We start from the raw sequence: 15,609 nt of genomic DNA, 5'->3' as shown, positions 1-15,609 counted from the left end.
GCCAGGAGTATCTGATGACCGCCCTTGCCAAGATCATTCGAGTCGAGGCGAAGCTGTTTCTCCGGGATCCGGTCGGCATGTTCTTCGCCATCGCGTTTCCGGCCCTGCTGATCCTGGTGCTCGGCCTGGCCATGCCGGGGATTCGGGAGCCGGCGGACGAGCTGGACGGCCGCCTTCCCCTGGAGGTCTACCTGCCCATCACCATGACGCTGGCCATCGCGACGGTGACGATGATGACGCTGGTGGGCGTGGTGGGCAGCTACCGCGAGCGGGGCATCCTGCGCCGGCTGTCGACGACCCCGGTCTCGCCGACGGCGTTGCTCGTCGCGCAGGTGGCCGTGAACGTCGCCGCACTGCTGGTCGCGTGCGGCCTGGCCTGGCTGGTGGCGGCGACCGTCTTCGACGTCCCGCCGCCCGGCAACGCGGTCGGCTTCGTGCTGGCGTTCACGCTCGGGGCGAGCGCGATGTGCGCCCTCGCGCTGCTCGTGGCGGCGGTCACGCCGAGCGCCCGGGCCTCGATGGGGGTCGGCCAGCTGATCTACTTCCCGATGATGTTCTTCGCCGGGGTGTGGACGCCGGGGCCGCAGATGCCGGACCTGGTGCGGAAGATCGCCGACTTCACCCCGTTGGGGGCCGCGTCCCTGGCCGTGCAGGACGCCTGGGCGGGCTCGTGGCCCACGCTGCTGCACCTGGCCGTGATGGTGGCGTTCACCGTGGTGCTGGGCGGACTGGCGGCCCGCTACTTCCGCTGGGAATGAGCCGCGACCGGGGGAGACGGTCACCGCCGACGTCCCGTAGGTCAAGGGGTGTCCGCCTCACCTCGAACGGCCAGGTGGGCGCCGAGGCGGCGGATCGTCTCGGCGGCGGCGATGGCGTCGCTGCGGGCGCTGCCGTGCCGGCCGTCAGTGCTGTACAGGCCCGCCTCGGCCACCGCCGGGTGGTCGGTCAGGTGCACGTGCAGGGTGCCCAGCCGCTCGCCCAGCGCGCGGGTGCGCGCCGCCAGCCGGCGCATCCGCCCGCCCAGGGCCTCGCGCAGCCGCTCCGGCACCGCCGGGCTGTGCGACACGTCGAACATCCCCACCGTGATCACGTCCGCCCCGGCCGCCTGGAGGCCGGTGACGATCGCGGCCAGCTCGGCGTCGACGGCGTCCGCGTCGTACGCCTGGCGGAACGCGTCGTTGCCGCCGCACACCACCAGGGCCAGGTCCGGGCCGAACTCGACCGCCGGGCCGAGTTGCGCCGCGCGGACCTCGTGCGCCCGCAACCCGCGCAACCCCAGGTTCCGGTACGCCAGCCCGGGCTGGGCCGCGTTCAGCTCGGCGGCGATCCGGTCGGCCCACTGCACGTCCGGGTACCCGTCGACCGGCTCGCACAGGCCTTCGGCGACGCTGTCGCCGAGCACCACGAACCGCCGCCACGGGTGACCGGCCAGCAGCCGCGCGCTCTCCCCGGCGCGCAGGCAGTGCGGATCGGTCGCCTCGGTCAGGGTCGATGCCATGATCGGCACGCTAGCAGCGGGGTGGGAACCCCGCCATCGAGGCCTTCAACGTGCTCGGCGGCCTCGGCGTGAGCCTTGTGCCGACCGCGTTCGGCCTGCGGTTCGGCGCACGGTTCGGCCTGCTGCTCGGCGCGCTGCTCGGCGGGGGCCTGTCCCGGAAGTCAGCCGGGGTTCTGTCGGCGGTTGCTGGGAGGAGCCGTCGGCCGTCCGGTGATGCCTCCCCGCCCCTTTGCGCTGCTGCCGTCACCGCAACACCGGCACCAGACGGCCGCTACACGTCGCGGACCAGGCGGCCGCCGCACGTCGCGGACCAGCACGAACGCAGGGCAGGAGTCGCCGCGACCCGCGCGTTGCAGCGGGGGCAGCAGAGCAAAGGAGCCGCCACAGGTGCCATCCGCCATCCGCCGACCGCCATCCGTCGACCGCCAACCGCCAACCGCCGACCGCCGACCGGCGACGACGCCGGAGCCCGCGTGGACATCAGCGCCACCCCTCCCGCCCAACGCCACCGTTTCCCGCGGTGTCACCCGTTTGCCGACGGGCGGAACCGGCAATCAGGGGTCATGAATACCGTGAGCGCGCCGGGGGAGGTGCGGTTCCGGTGGTCCCGTCGCAGGACGCTGCTGTACCTTGCCGCAGGAGCACTGGTCGTCATGGCGGTCGCCTGGCTGACGCGCCGCCTCCTCTTCGGCGTGGCTGGCGTCGGCCTGTTCCCGCAACTGTTGATCCCTCTGCTCGCGGCGGTCGTTGCGTACGTCCAGGCGCAGAAGCACGTCGGCCTCCCGCTGCTGCTGACCGAGGGGCAGATCGTGGTGACCCGTCCCGATGGCGGGTCGCTCACCATCGACCGGGACAACCTGGCGGTCGCCGAGGTACGCGGCCGGGGCAGGCCGATCCTGGTCCTGGAGCCGGCCGACCCGGGCCGCGTCCGGCCGGCGCTGAACCGCTGGGAGTGGAGCCGCAGCGGCCTGTGGAGCCAGTCCCAAGCCCAGCGGCCGTACGAGATTCGGGTGCCCCTGTTCGGCCTCGCCCCGGGGGTCGGCCGGCTGCGTGCCGAGCTGGCCGGCCGACGGCGTCCCGCCACCGCGCCCGGCGCGGAGGAGGCGAACCCGGCCGGCCCGCCGAGCCCACCGGTCCCGGGCCGGTAGGGCTGGGTTCGCCGACTCGGGACCGGCGGGCGTCGAGGCCGGCGCTCAGCCCGCCGGGGCCGGCCGGGGTCGTGACCGGCCCGCCCGCAGCGGGCCGACGAGCAGCGGCCCCACGGTCAGCACCGCGCACACCACCGCCATCACCAGCAGCGCCGGCTTGAGCCCGAGCGCCGCCACCGACCAGCCGCCGACCAGGCCACCGATGGGCAGCCCGACGAAGGCCAGCGAGCCGGCGATGCCGAGCACCCGGGTCTGCAGCGCGTCCGGCACCCGTTCGTAGAGGGTCGCCCCGAGCAGCGGGTTGACGGCGGCGATCCCGATCCCGGACAGGAACGTCACCACCAGCACCACCACCAGGTGGTCGGTGACGGCCATGGTGAGCATTCGGGGAGCGCCGCTCAACGCGGCGCCGACGGCGAAGACCAGCGTCCGGGGCAGCCGGGGGCCGATCGCCGTGAAGACCACGTTGCCCAGCAGCGCCCCCGCGCCGAATACGCCGAGCACCAGGCCGAAGCCGGCGGGGTCGCCGAGCACGTCGCGGATCCAGACCGGGAGCCACACGGTCGTGTTGGCCGCGGCCATCATGTTCAGCGCGGAGACCACCAGCAGCATGGCCAGCAGCACCCGGTCGGTGCGCAGGTAGGCGAAGCCGGTGCGCAGCGCCCGGAAGTAGCTCTCCCGGGGCGCGGCCGGCGCGTCGGCGGCCGGTGGGCGCACCAGGATCCCGACCAGCAGCGCGCAGAGCGCGAAGCTGCCCGCGTCGATCCAGATGGCCCGGGTCACCCCGACCCAGTCGATGAGCAGGCCGCCGATCACCGCCCCGAACAGGGTGACCCCCCGGGCCAGGCCGTCGTAGGCGGAGGTGAGCCGGATCAGCTCCACCCCGGCGCGCTGCGCCGCCGGCCGGAACATCACGTGCTTGACCCGGTCGCCGATGCCGCGCAGCCCGCCGGCGAACGCGACCAGGACGACCAGCGCCCCGAAGCCGAGCCACGGGGTCAGCGCCACCACGGCCATGGCCGCCGCGCTCGCGGCGTCCACCACGATGGAGGTGCGTCGCACCCCGAACCGGTCCGCCCACGGCGTGGCCAGGGAGCTGGAGAGCATGTACGGCAGGAACTCCGCCGCCGCGACGATGCCCATCTTCGCCGGGCTGCCGGTGGTGGTCAGCACCAGCCACGGAATGGCGATGACCGAGATCCGGCTGCCCAGGTTGGAGATCAGGTCGGCGGCGACCAGGGTGATCAGTTCCCGCCGGGCGGCGGCCACGCCGGGCGGCCGGGCGCCCTTCACGCCGGGCCGGCCTTCGGCGTCGGCCGGCACGTCCGCCTCCCGCGTGGCCCCCGGGGTCTTCACCACAGGCTCGGGGGCGGCGTCGGTCGTCACGCCGGGCTGCCGACGGGGTCGGCGGGGCGACCGGCGGCGTACCGTTCGCGCAGCGCCCGCTTGTCCACCTTCGCCGAGCGGTTGAGTGGCAGCGCGTCGACGAACTCCACCGCGCCGGGCGCCCACGTCTCGCTCAGCTCGGCGGTGACCAGCTCGATCAGCTCCGCCCCGGTCACCGTCGCCCCGGGCGCCGGCACCACGTACGCGTGCGGCAGCTCGCCGGCCACCTCGTCGGGCACCCCGATCACGGCGGCGGCGCGCACCTGCGGGTGGCCCGCCAGCACGTCCTCGATCGGCCGCGAGTAGATCGGCCAGCTCCGCTGCCGGGTGAGGATCCGATCCTGGAGCCGGTCGACGAGGTAGAGGTACCCGTCGGAGTCCAGGTGGCCGATGTCGCGGGTCCGTACCCAGCCGTCGACCAGGGTCTCGGCGGTCAGCTCGGGCTGGCCGTGGTAGCCGGCGAAGCTCAGCTTCGTACGCACCCACACCTCGCCGTCGACCCCTGACGGCAGCACCGCGCCGTCGGCGTCGCGGATCTCCACGGCCACGTCGCCGTAGGGCCTGCCGCAGGAGCGCAGCCGCTCCGGGTGCTCCGGGTCCTCGGTCAGCCCCGGCTGGGCGGTGATCACGACGGCCTCGCTGAGGCCGTACACGATGCGCAGGCACGGGCCGAAGCGCGCGATGGCCTGCCGCAGCCGGGCGGGCGCGGCGGGCCCGGCGCCCACGTTGAACATGAACATCGCGGAGAAGTCCGCGCCGTCGATGTCGGGGTGGTCGAGCACCTCGTAGAGCATCGGCGGGGTGACGAACGTCGAGTTGATCCGCTCCCGGCCGACGGTGGCGATGAACGTCGCCGGGTCCCACTGCTCGCGCAGGAACAGCACGCCACCGCTGAAGAGGTTGACCAGTGTGGTGATCTGCCCGCTGGCCAGCCACATCGGCGAGTGGGACAGGTGCCGCAGCAGGGGGACCCCGCCGGCGCGGAAGCCCGCGGCCAGGGTGAGGATCTGCCGGTAGAAGCTCTCCCGGTGGTGCACCAGCTTCGGGGTGCCGGTGGTGCCGCTGGTCTGTAGGAACGACTCCGGCTCCGGCACGTCGCCGGGCAGCCCGGCGGCCGCGTCCCGGTCGGCGGCGGTCAGGTCCGGACCCGCACCCCCCGGGCCGAGGCAGAGCACCGGTACGCCGGCCAGCCCGGCGGCGATCTCCGCGCCCAACCCGTCGCCGGTGCGGGCGTCGTAGACGAACGCCTCGGGGCGGGACAGCCGGACGAAGTCGTCGACCTCTCGGCGGGAGGTGACCGGGGCGATCCACATCGTCCGGCAGCCCAGCAGGTGCAGGGCGAGCTGGAGCAGCGGACCCTCCACCGCGTTGCCGAGCATCACCAGCACCGCGGCGCCCGGCTGGACCCCGCCCCGGGCCAGCGCGCCGGCCATGCCGCGCACCTCGGCGGCCACGTCCAGATAGGTGTATCGGCGTCCGCCACCCACCAGCGCCTCCCGGTCGCCGAAGCCGGCGAACAGTTCCAGCGCCTCGTGGACGTAGGTCGTCGGTCGGTTGGACCCGTCAGTCATCGCCAGCCCCCATCAGCTTTTCGGCGGCGATCGGTGGCGACCCGGTGAGGCACCCGCGATGACCGGCCGCGAGCGGCGTCCGGACAGTTCACGGTCAGGACGCGGCGACGGCGGGGCGCTTCGACGACCGCACCGCCGCCGCTTCGAGCCTAGGCCGCGCGGGCCCACCCGGCACAGGGCCGATCGGTGCCCCGCCGCACCTCGACGTCATTTGATCTTGTCGATCAGGTTGATTGACGCCTCTCAGGGGCGCCGCTAGGTTTCTGGACCATCGTCCAGGCAGCTGTCGTCAGTGGACGACCCTGGGCCAACATGGAGGTTCAATGTCGACTCCGAAGAGATGGCACTTGACAAAAGCCCCGAAGAGATGGCAAATGATCGCGGCCGTGGCCACGGCACTGGTCGTGGGGGCGCCGGCCGTGGTGGCGACCGCCGGACCGGACAAGGGGGAGCGCCCCGGCGCTCCCGTGTGGGCGGGCAGCTGGGCCGCCGCGGTGACGCGGGGCAACAGCGCCGGCCTGACCAACACCGGCCTGAACAACCACAGCATCCGGATGATCGTGCACACCACCGTGGGCGGCCCACGGCTGCGCATCCGACTCAGCAACGTCTACGGCGAGCAGGCCGTGAAGGTCGGCCGGGCCACCGTCGCCCGACCGGACGCCTCGACCCCGACGGACCTGTCGGACGTCACCGCCGCCAGCGTCCGGGAGCTGAAGTTCGACGGCTCCGCCACGGTCACCATGAACCGGGGCGCCGAGCTGCTCAGCGACCCGATCGACTTCCCGGTCGGTGACCAGGAGGACCTGGTCGTCACGCTGTACTTCCCGGTGCTGACCGGGCCGGTCACCTTCCACGGCCAGTCCCGGCAGACCACGTTCATCGGCGCCACCGACCTGACCGGCGCCGCCGCGGGCACCGGATTCACCACCCGCCCCGACTGCTGCTGGATGTTCCTGTCCGGCGTGGACGTGCAGCGGCGGCAGAGCCCCGGCTCGGTGGTCGTCCTCGGCGACTCGATCGCCGACGGCAACGGCAGCTCGGTCAACTCCAACAAGCGTTGGCCGGACCTGCTCGCCGACCGGCTGATCGACGGCCGTCCCGAGGTGCGCACGCCGGGCGTGCTCAACCTCAGCCTGGCCGGCAACCGGCTCAACCACGAGGGCACCGAGCCCGGCACGGGCGGCTTCCCCGGCTACTACGAGCTGGGCCCGAACGGGCTGGCCCGGCTCAACGAGGACGTCTTCCCGCAGACCGGCGTGCAGACCGTCGTCACCCACCTGGGCATCAACGACATCTGGATGTCCGGCGACTCCGCCGAGAACATCATCGCCTCGCTGCGGCAGATCAACCAGCAGGTCAAGGCCCGCGGCCTGACCAGCCTGGTGGGCACGCTGACCCCGTACCAGGGGCACGGCGTCGAGGGGGTGTGGACGCCGGAGAAGGAGGCCACCCGCCAGGCGGTCAACGCGTACCTGCGCGGCAGCCGGGAGTTCGACGGGGTCCTCGACTTCGATAAGGTGCTGCGCGACCCGGCGCAGCCGAGCCGGCTGCTCCCGGCGTACGACTCGGGTGACCACATCCACCCGAACGACCTGGGCAACCAGGCGATCGCCAACGCGGTGCCGCTGCGTCTGCTCGGTCTGTGACACCGGCGGGGCGGCGGGGGCGATCCCCCCGCCGCCCCGTCTCTGAATTCCTGGGGAGGAAGCACCACGATGGACGTTCAAGAGCTGCTGACCAGCCTGTACGGCGAACAGGGCCGGCAGAATCCGTACCCCTTGTACGCGGCCCTGCACGAGCTGGGCCCCATCCGCGAGATCCCGAACCGTGCCGCGCAGAGCACCGTCGCCGCGGTCGCCGGGGGATACGACCTGGTCGACCAGATGCTGCGCGACCCGGAGTGGACGAAGCAGTCGCCGCCGGGCTGGGAGCAGCACGAGATCCTGCGCACCTTCGAGTCCTCGATGATGTTCATCAACCCGCCGGACCACACCCGGATGCGGGCGGTGTTCGCCAAGACGTTCACGCCGCGCCGGCTTGGCGCCCTGGAACCGGTGATCGATCGGATCACCGGCCGGCTGCTGGACCAGATGGCCGAGGCCGGCGCCGGTGGGGCCGAGGTCGACTTCGTGGCCGACTTCGCGTACCCGCTCCCGGCGCTGGTGATGGCCGAGTTCATCGGCCTGCCCGAGGCCGACCTGGCCTGGTACCGCGAGCGGGTCGAGCGGATCGACGACTTCCTGGACCTCGGCGGGGGAACCCCGGAGCGGCTGGCCAAGGCCAACACCGCCGCCACCGAGCTGCGCGCGTACTACCGGGAGCTGATCGCCGACCGCCGCCGCGCCCCCAGTGAGGACCTGGTCAGCGGCCTGGTCGAGGCGCTGGACTCCGGCGACGTGAACCTCACCGAGGACGAGCTGATCAGCAACCTGATCGTCCTGTTCAACGCCAGCTTCGTCACCACCGTCTACATGTTCAGCAACGGCCTGCCGCTGCTGCTCGACCACCCCGAGGTGGCCGCCGCCCTGCCCGGCGACGACGAGCTGACCCGGGGCTGTGTCGACGAGGTGCTGCGGATGCAGAGCCCCGTGCACTTCCTGGCCCGCGCCGCGCCCCGGGACACCGTCCTGCACGGCGTCCCGGTGGCCGAGGGCGAGAACGTGATGTTGCTGATCGCCGCCGCGAACCGGGACCCGGCCCGTTTCCCCGACCCCGACCGCTTCGATCCGCGCCGGGGTGGCCCGCCGTCGTTGGCCTTCGGCGTCGGCCTGCACTTCTGCCTCGGCGCGGCGGTGTCCCGCCTGGAGGGCCGGCTGGCCCTGCCCAGGCTGTTCGCCCGCTTCCCCGAGCTGCGGATCACCCAGACGCCGGTGTACAGCGGCAGTCTGTTCCTGCGCGGCATCGACAAGCTGTTCGTCACTACCGGCGGTTAGGAGACCGGCATGCCCCTGGACCCGCAGGTGATCGAGTACCGGGCCGCCCGTGCGGCGGCCGGCGGCACGCCCCTGTACACCCAGTCCCTCGCCGAGGCCCGCGCCGCCGACCTGGCCGCGATCCGGGCCGGCGGCGGCGACGTCGAGCCGGTGCACGAGGTACGCGACGAAGTCGTCCCCGGCCCCGCCGGGGACCTCCCGATCCGCGTGCACCGGCCGGCCGGGGCGGGCCTGCTGCCCACGCTGGTCTACTTCTTCGGCGGCGGCTGGACGCTGGGCAGCGTCGACACAGCCGACGGCATCTGCCGCCGGCTGGCCAACGCCGCCGGCTGCCAGGTGGTGACCGTCGGCTACCGGCTGGCCCCCGAACACCCGTTCCCGGCGGCCGTGCACGACTGCCACGCCGCCGTGCGCTGGCTCGCCGGGCACGCCGACGAGTTCGGGGTCGACCCGGACCGGCTGGCCGTCGGCGGGGACAGCGCCGGCGGCAACCTCGCCGCCGCGGTCACCCTGCTGGCCCGGGACGCGGGCGGGCCGGCGCTCGCCGCCCAACTCCTGGTCTACCCGAACACCGACCAGCGCCGGCGGGACGAGCCGGCCGGCGAGCAGGACCCGCTGCTGTTCAACCGGCACTCGGTGGCCTGGTACCGGGGGCACTACCTGCCCGACCCGGCCACGGCCGAGGACCCGCTCGCCTCGCCGCTGCTCGCCGAGGACCTGACCGGCCTGCCGCCGGCCCTGGTCGTCACCGCCGAGTACGACCCGCTGCGCGACGAGGGGGAGCGGTACGCGTCCCGCCTGCGCGACGCCGGGGTGCCGGTCGAGCTGGCCCGCTACGACGGGATGATCCACGGGTTCTTCGCCATGCCGGGCGCGTTCGACGCGGGCCGGCGGGCCCAGGACCGGGCCGCCGCGTTCCTGCGTGAGCGGCTCGGGACCGCCCCGGCGCTCCTCTCCGAGGCGGGAGCCGTCGATGACTGACCCGGCCCCCGTCCCGGGCGGGGTGCCGCTCGCGGCGAGCCTCGCCGACTTCGCCGCCCTGGCCCGCGACGTCCTCCCGCCCGAGGTGTACGACTTCGTGGCCGGCGGCAGCGGCACCGAGACCGCCCTCGCGGGGAACCGGGCCGCGCTGGACCGGATCGCCGTGCTGCCCCGGATGCTGCGCGGCGTCGACCGGCCCCGCACCGACGCCCCGCTGCTCGGCCGGCCGTACGCCCTGCCGGTGGCGGTGGCACCCATGGCGTACCAGCGGTTGGTGCACCCCGACGGCGAGCCGGCGCTCGCGGCGGCGGCCCACGCGGCCGGGGTGCCGTACGTGGTGAGCACGCTGAGCAGCACCACCGTCGAGGAGATCGCGGCGGTCGGCGGCCCGGTCTGGTTCCAGCTCTACTGGCTGCGCGACCGGGGGATGGTGCGGGAGCTGGTGGACCGGGCGCACCGGGCCGGCTGCACCGCCCTCATGGTCACCGTCGACGTGCCGATCCTCGGCCCCCGGCTGCGCGACGTGCGCAACGGCTTCGCCCTGCCGCGGGAGGTGAGCGCGGCCAACCTGCCGGGCAGCCGCGACGACCTCGCGCACGCCGGCATCCCCGGCACCTCCGCCGTGGCCCGGCACACCAGCGCCGTCTTCGCCCCCGCCCTGACCTGGTCCGACGTCGACTGGATGCGGGGGCAGACCGACCTGCCGCTGGTGGTCAAGGGGATCCTCGACCCCCGCGACGCGGTGCTCGCCGCCGACGCGGGCGCGGACGCGGTGGTGGTGTCCAACCACGGCGGGCGGCAGCTCGACGCGGCCCCGGCCGCCGTCACCATGCTGCCGGAGGTGCTGACCGCGGTGGGTGACCGGTGCGAGGTGCTCGTCGACAGCGGGATCAGCGGCGGCGTCGACGTGCTGCGCGCACTGGCGCTCGGCGCGTCGGGGGTGCTGGTCGGCCGGCCGCTGCTGTGGGCGCTGGCCGTCGGCGGGCGGGCCGGCGCCGACGCCGCGTTCGCGCTGCTCGCCGCCGAGCTGCGCGACGCGCTCACCCTCGCCGGGTGCGCCGACCCGGCCGAGGCCCGCGACCTGCAGACGATCACGGGAGGCTGAACGTGGACGGTGGACGACCGGTGGAGGCGGCCATGGAGGTGGACCTGGACGTCGCGGACCTGCACCCGGCGGTGGACGATCCGGCGCTGAACTCGATGAACTTCCTCAACGAGGTGGCCCAGCGCTACCCGGCGGCGGTGTCGCTGGCCGCCGGCCGGCCGCACGAGGAGTTCTTCGACGTCGCCGACCTGCACCGGCACCTGGAGACCTTCCGGGCGCACCTGGTCGACGACCTCGGGTACGGCCCGGAGCAGGTGCACCGCACCCTGTTCCAGTACGGCCGGACCAAGGGGATCATCCACGACCTGGTGGCCCGCAACCTCGCCGTCGACGAGCGGATCACCGTCGACCCGGAGTCGATCGTGGTGACCGTCGGCTGCCAGGAGGCGATGCTGCTGGTGCTGCGCGCGCTGCGCGCCGACCCCCGGGACGTGCTGCTCGCGGTCGCCCCGACGTACGTGGGGCTCACCGGGGCGGCCCGGCTGGTGGACCTGCCGGTGCGCCCGGTCGCCGGCGGCCCGGCCGGGATCGACCTGGCCGACCTGCGCCAGCAGGTGCGCCGGGCCCGCTCCGAGGGGCTGCGTCCGCGCGCCTGCTACGTGATGCCGGACTTCGCCAACCCGTCCGGGACCAGCATCGACCTGGCCGACCGGCGGCGGCTGCTCGACCTCGCCGCGGAGGAGGACCTGCTGCTGATCGAGGACAACCCGTACGGGCTGTTCCACGCCGACGGCGCGCAGCGGGTGCCGACGCTCAAGGCCCTGGACACCGGCCGGCGGGTGGTCTACCTCGGCTCGTTCGCCAAGACCGTGCTGCCCGGGGCCCGGGTCGGCTATGTGGTGGCCGACCAGCGGGTCCGGGGCTCCGACGGAGCGGTGGGGCCGCTCGCCGACCAGCTCGCGAAGATCAAGAGCATGGTCACGGTGAACACCTCGGCGATCGCCCAGGCGGTGGTCGGGGGCGCGCTGCTCGCCCACGGGGGCAGCCTGGTCGCGGCGAACGTCCGGCACCGCGCCGCGTACGCCCGCAACCTGCGCCACCTGGTGGCGGGCCTGGCGCGGCGGTTCCCGGCGCCCTCCCCGGTGTCCTGGAACGTCCCGGCCGGCGGTTTCTTCGCGGTGCTGACCGTCCCGTTCCCCGTCGACGACGCGCTGCTGCGCCGCTCGGCGCAGGAGTACGGCGTGCTGTGGACCCCGATGGCGCACTTCTACGACGACACCGCCCCGGTGGCCGCGCTGCGGTTGTCGATCAGCGCCGTCACCTGCGAGCAGATCGACGTCGGCCTGGACCGCCTCGCCGCGCTGATCGCCGACGAGCTGACCCGGGCGGCGGCCCCGGCGGCGCTGGCCTGACCCCGCACTGTCGCCGTTCCGCCACCCCCCGTGCGTTCGCCGTCCGGACGCACCGGCCATAATGGATCGCATGGTCGCATGGGAGTACGCGCTGTTGGTCCGCCGCTACCAGGGGCAGGGACGCAATTTCCACGTCTCGTTCGTCTGGTACGGCCCGGACGGGTCCCGCACCGACATCACCGCGTACGGCGACACCGCGATCGCCCACCTCAACCGCGCCGGCCGGGACGGCTGGGAGCTGGTCTCCGCCGCCGAGGACGTGAACAACGTCCAGGGCAGCACCGAGGTCCACCGCTACCACCTCAAGCGTCCCCTCGACTGATCCTCGCCCCCGCCCCGCCGATCATGGACTTGTGGCGGGGGACGGGCTGGTGTGAACCAGCCGTCTCCGGGCACCACGCCTCCAGGATCGGCGGGGGCGGAGGGGCGGATCAGCTCAGGGTGACCGAGGGGTAGAGCGGGAAGGCCGACAGGAGCTCGGCGGCCTGGTGGCTGACCTTGTCGGCCAGCGCCGGTTCGAGGACGTACTTGGCCTTCGACGGGGTGCCGTCGGCGTTCGAGCCGGAGACGGTCTGGTTGAGCACGGTGTGGATCAGCTCGGCGGTGGCGTCCATCTCGGCGACGCCCAGGCCCCGGGTGGTCAGCGCCGGGGTGCCGATCCGGATGCCCGAGGTGTACCAGGCGCCGTTCGGGTCCTGCGGGACGGAGTTGCGGTTGGTGACGATGCCCGAGTCGAGCAGCGCCTGCTCGGCCTGCCGGCCGGTCAGCCCGTACCCGGAGACGTCGATCAGCACCAGGTGGTTGTCGGTGCCGTCGGTGACCAGCTTCGCGCCCCGGCGCAGCAGGCCCTCGGCGAGGGCCTGGGCGTTGTCGACGATCCGCTGGGCGTAGTCGGCGAAGTCGGGGCGGCGGGCCTCGGCCAGGGCGACCGCCTTGGCGGCCATCACGTGCGGCAGCGGGCCGCCGAGCACCATCGGGCAGCCCCGGTCCACCTGGTCGGCCAGCTCCGGGCCGCAGAGCACCATGCCGCCGCGCGGGCCGCGCAGCGACTTGTGGGTGGTGGTGGTGACGATGTGCGCGTGTGGCACCGGGTCGAAGTCCCCGGTGAAGACCTTGCCCGCCACCAGGCCGGCGAAGTGCGCCATGTCGACCATGAACGTCGCGCCGACCGAGTCGGCGATCTCCCGCATGATCCGGAAGTTTACCTTCCGCGGGTACGCCGAGTAGCCGGCGACCAGGATCATCGGCTTGAACTCGCGGGCCGCCTCGGCGACCTTGTCGTAGTCGACCAGCCCGGTCACCGGGTCGGTGCCGTAGCTGCGCTGGTCGAACATCTTGCCGGAGATGTTCGGCCGGAAGCCGTGGGTGAGGTGGCCGCCCGCGTCCAGGGACATGCCGAGCATCCGCTGGTTGCCCAGCTCCCGGCGCAGCGTGAACCAGTCCTCCTCGGTCAGGTCGTTGACGTGCCGCGCCTGGGCCTTCTTCAGGGCCGGCGCCTCGACCCGGTCGGCCAGCACCGCCCAGAACGCCACCAGGTTCGCGTCGATCCCGGAGTGCGGCTGCACGTACGCGTGCGCGGCGCCGAACAGCTCCTTGGCGTGCTCGGCGGCGAGCGCCTCGACGGTGTCGACGTTCTGGCAGCCGGCGTAGAAGCGGCGGCCGACCGTGCCCTCGGCGTACTTGTCGCTGAACCAGTTGCCCATCGCCAGCAGCGTGGCGGGGGAGGCGTAGTTCTCGCTGGCGATCAGCTTGAGCGACTCGCGCTGGTCGGCCAGCTCCGCCCCGATCGCGTCGGCGACCCGGGGCTCCACGGCCCGGATCACCTCAAGGGCGCTGCGGAAGGCGGTGGACTCGGCATTCGGCGACGACATGCGACCTCCTGGTGACGTGCGGAAGGCCCAGGCGCTCGGCAAACGTCCTCATGACGGGACCGCTTCCCGATGGTTTTCCATCCCCACGCGCCAGTCACGGCCCGTGCTGATCGTACCCGGTCCGCCTCCGCCGCCCCGGCCGCCCTCCGTGGCCCTGCCTGCGGGGGAGCGGAGAGACGCGGCGAGCGCACGACCCGGCCGTCGCCGCCGTGCCTCCCGGGGCGGGAGTTGCCTCCCGTAGGATCGACGGATGGCGAAGGACGACGGCGCGTTGCTCGCCATCAGTGACCTGCACGTGGGGTACGCGGAGAACCGGGACATCGTCGAGGGCCTGCGGCCCCGCTCGCCGGGCGACTGGCTGCTGGTCGCGGGCGACGTGGGCGACACCGTGGCCGACGTCGAGTGGGCGCTCGGCCTGCTCAGCCGCCGCTTCGCCAAGGTGGTCTGGGCGCCCGGCAACCACGAGCTGTGGACGCCCCCGGCCGACCCGATCGCCCTGCGCGGCGAGGCCCGCTACCGGCACCTCGTCCAGGTCTGCCGGGGGCTGGGCGTGCTCACCCCGGAGGACCCGTACCCGGTGTGGCGGGGCCCCGGCGGGCCGGCGTTGGTGGCGCCGCTGTTCCTGCTGTACGACTACGGCTGGCGGCCCGAAGGGCTGGACACCCGAGAGGCGGCGCTCGCCGAGGCGTACGCCACCGGGATCGTCTGCACCGACGAGTTCCTGCTGCACCCCGACCCGTACCCGAGCAGGCAGGCGTGGTGCGCGGCCCGGGTGGCCGGGACCGCCCGGCGGCTCGACGCCCGCGACCCGGCAATACCGACGGTGCTGGTCAGCCACTGGCCGCTGGTGCGAGAGCCGACCCGGGTCCTGCGCTACCCGATCTTCGCCCAGTGGTGCGGCACCGACGCCACCGCCGACTGGCACCTGCGCTACGACGCCGTCGCGGCCGTCTACGGCCACCTGCACATCCCCCGCACCACCTGGCACGACGGGGTGCGCTTCGAGGAGGTGTCGGTGGGCTACCCCCGGGAGTGGCGCCCCCGCGCCGCCCCACCCGGCCAGCTCCGCCAGATCCTCCCCCCACCCCCCACCACCTGACCCGCCCCCTCCCCGCGCTCGGCGACCTCGGATCTTGGACGGTTGCCGTTCCCACGGGACTGAACAGCCACCGGCGGACGGCAACCGTCCAAAAATCGGCGGTGGAGACGACGGCGGGCCCGGCCGTTGGGCCGGGCCCCGGGCCAGGGTCGTGCGCGCTCAGGCGGTGACCGCGTCGACGGCCTTCTTGATCGCCTTGGGCTCGGTCGGGCTGCGCGGCGCGTCGGGGCGCAGCGCGATCATCCGCTCGCCGATCTCCTGCAACTGGTTGCGGCCGAGCGCCTCCCGCACCTTCGGGAACCACTCCTGCTCCTCCTCCTCGACGTGGTGCTGCACGTTCTCGATCAGCACCGTCGTCTTGGCGTTGAAGTGCTCGTGGTCGGCATCCATGGCGGCCAGTTCGGCGCAGAGCAGGTCGGCGACGTGGTGCTCCTCGTACGACTCGAGGATGTCGTCCTCCAGGTCCGGCAGCAGCTTGCGGACCTCCGGATACATCACCTCGTTCTCCAGGTAGGTGTGCACCGTGAGGGCCTCCAGGATCTGCCCGACCAGCTTCTGCCGCCGGCTCGCCGGCCCGTCCTCGGCATCCTGGAACGCCTTGAACAGACGGCGCATCTCCTTGTGGTCCTCTTTCAACAGGACGATGGCATCGGTGGACACCC

14 protein-coding genes and 1 riboswitch are annotated in these 15,609 nt (G+C 73.6%); of the genes, 9 read left to right on the top strand and 5 right to left on the bottom strand.

Features of this window, described 5'->3' with window-relative positions; translation table 11 throughout:
• Window positions 1-14 precede the first annotated feature (14 nt).
• On the top strand, window positions 15-758 hold the full coding sequence (locus GVV04_RS01765; RefSeq protein ID WP_161683966.1) for an ABC transporter permease: 744 nt from the start codon (window positions 15-17) through the stop codon (window positions 756-758).
• Window positions 759-799: 41 nt separating this feature from the next.
• Here the strand turns inward: GVV04_RS01765 and GVV04_RS01760 are convergent, their stop codons facing one another.
• Complete coding sequence (locus GVV04_RS01760) at window positions 800-1,498, bottom strand: SGNH/GDSL hydrolase family protein (RefSeq protein ID WP_161683965.1); 699 nt, start codon at window positions 1,496-1,498, stop codon at window positions 800-802.
• Between the two features lie 563 nt (window positions 1,499-2,061).
• Here GVV04_RS01760 and GVV04_RS01755 point away from each other — a divergent pair.
• Complete coding sequence (locus tag GVV04_RS01755) at window positions 2,062-2,646, top strand: hypothetical protein (protein ID WP_161683964.1); 585 nt, start codon at window positions 2,062-2,064, stop codon at window positions 2,644-2,646.
• A gap of 45 nt (window positions 2,647-2,691) precedes the next feature.
• Here GVV04_RS01755 and GVV04_RS01750 read toward each other — a convergent pair whose 3' ends face one another.
• A complete protein-coding gene (locus GVV04_RS01750; protein WP_161684601.1) occupies window positions 2,692-3,915 on the bottom strand; it encodes an MFS transporter in 1,224 nt (407 codons plus the stop codon).
• Window positions 3,916-4,028: 113 nt separating this feature from the next.
• Complete coding sequence (locus GVV04_RS01745) at window positions 4,029-5,603, bottom strand: AMP-binding protein (protein ID WP_161683963.1); 1,575 nt, start codon at window positions 5,601-5,603, stop codon at window positions 4,029-4,031.
• A 377-nt stretch (window positions 5,604-5,980) separates the two neighbouring features.
• Here GVV04_RS01745 and GVV04_RS01740 point away from each other — a divergent pair, with 377 nt between their 5' ends.
• The 6 genes from GVV04_RS01740 (at window position 5,981) to GVV04_RS01715 (ending at window position 12,299) form a co-directional block, all read left to right on the top strand.
• A complete protein-coding gene (locus tag GVV04_RS01740; RefSeq protein WP_161684599.1) occupies window positions 5,981-7,252 on the top strand; it encodes an SGNH/GDSL hydrolase family protein in 1,272 nt (423 codons plus the stop codon).
• 69 nt (window positions 7,253-7,321) lie between these two features.
• Complete coding sequence (locus GVV04_RS01735) at window positions 7,322-8,539, top strand: cytochrome P450 (protein ID WP_161683962.1); 1,218 nt, start codon at window positions 7,322-7,324, stop codon at window positions 8,537-8,539.
• 9 nt (window positions 8,540-8,548) lie between these two features.
• Window positions 8,549-9,520 (top strand): alpha/beta hydrolase, encoded by a 972-nt coding sequence (locus tag GVV04_RS01730; protein WP_161683961.1) that lies wholly within the window; start codon window positions 8,549-8,551, stop codon window positions 9,518-9,520.
• Window positions 9,513-10,625, top strand: a complete 1,113-nt coding sequence (locus GVV04_RS01725) for an alpha-hydroxy acid oxidase (protein ID WP_161683960.1) — start codon at window positions 9,513-9,515, stop codon at window positions 10,623-10,625. Before GVV04_RS01730 ends, GVV04_RS01725 begins: the two co-directional genes overlap by 8 nt.
• Entirely contained in the window at window positions 10,574-11,977 is a 1,404-nt protein-coding gene (locus GVV04_RS01720; RefSeq protein WP_161683959.1) for an aminotransferase-like domain-containing protein, read from the top strand. Before GVV04_RS01725 ends, GVV04_RS01720 begins: the two co-directional genes overlap by 52 nt.
• 61 nt (window positions 11,978-12,038) lie before the next feature.
• A complete protein-coding gene (locus tag GVV04_RS01715; RefSeq protein WP_161683958.1) occupies window positions 12,039-12,299 on the top strand; it encodes a hypothetical protein in 261 nt (86 codons plus the stop codon).
• A gap of 109 nt (window positions 12,300-12,408) precedes the next feature.
• Here GVV04_RS01715 and GVV04_RS01710 read toward each other — a convergent pair whose 3' ends face one another.
• Complete coding sequence (locus GVV04_RS01710; protein ID WP_161683957.1) at window positions 12,409-13,848, bottom strand: glycine hydroxymethyltransferase; 1,440 nt, start codon at window positions 13,846-13,848, stop codon at window positions 12,409-12,411.
• An 18-nt stretch (window positions 13,849-13,866) separates the two neighbouring features.
• Window positions 13,867-13,956, bottom strand: a riboswitch (ZMP/ZTP riboswitch).
• A gap of 142 nt (window positions 13,957-14,098) precedes the next feature.
• On the opposite strand from GVV04_RS01710, the gene GVV04_RS01705 reads away from it, so the two are divergent.
• Window positions 14,099-14,947 (top strand): metallophosphoesterase family protein, encoded by an 849-nt coding sequence (locus GVV04_RS01705; protein WP_161683956.1) that lies wholly within the window; start codon window positions 14,099-14,101, stop codon window positions 14,945-14,947.
• A 159-nt stretch (window positions 14,948-15,106) separates the two neighbouring features.
• On the opposite strand, the gene GVV04_RS01700 is transcribed toward GVV04_RS01705, so the two are convergent.
• Window positions 15,107-15,607 (bottom strand): hemerythrin domain-containing protein, encoded by a 501-nt coding sequence (locus tag GVV04_RS01700; RefSeq protein ID WP_161683955.1) that lies wholly within the window; start codon window positions 15,605-15,607, stop codon window positions 15,107-15,109.
• Window positions 15,608-15,609 lie beyond the last annotated feature (2 nt).

Origin of the sequence: Micromonospora rubida (assembly GCF_009908295.1) — a bacterium.
GTDB classification, from domain to species: Bacteria; Actinomycetota; Actinomycetes; order Mycobacteriales; family Micromonosporaceae; genus Micromonospora; species Micromonospora rubida.
This window is presented reverse-complemented; position numbering and strand designations above follow the sequence as displayed.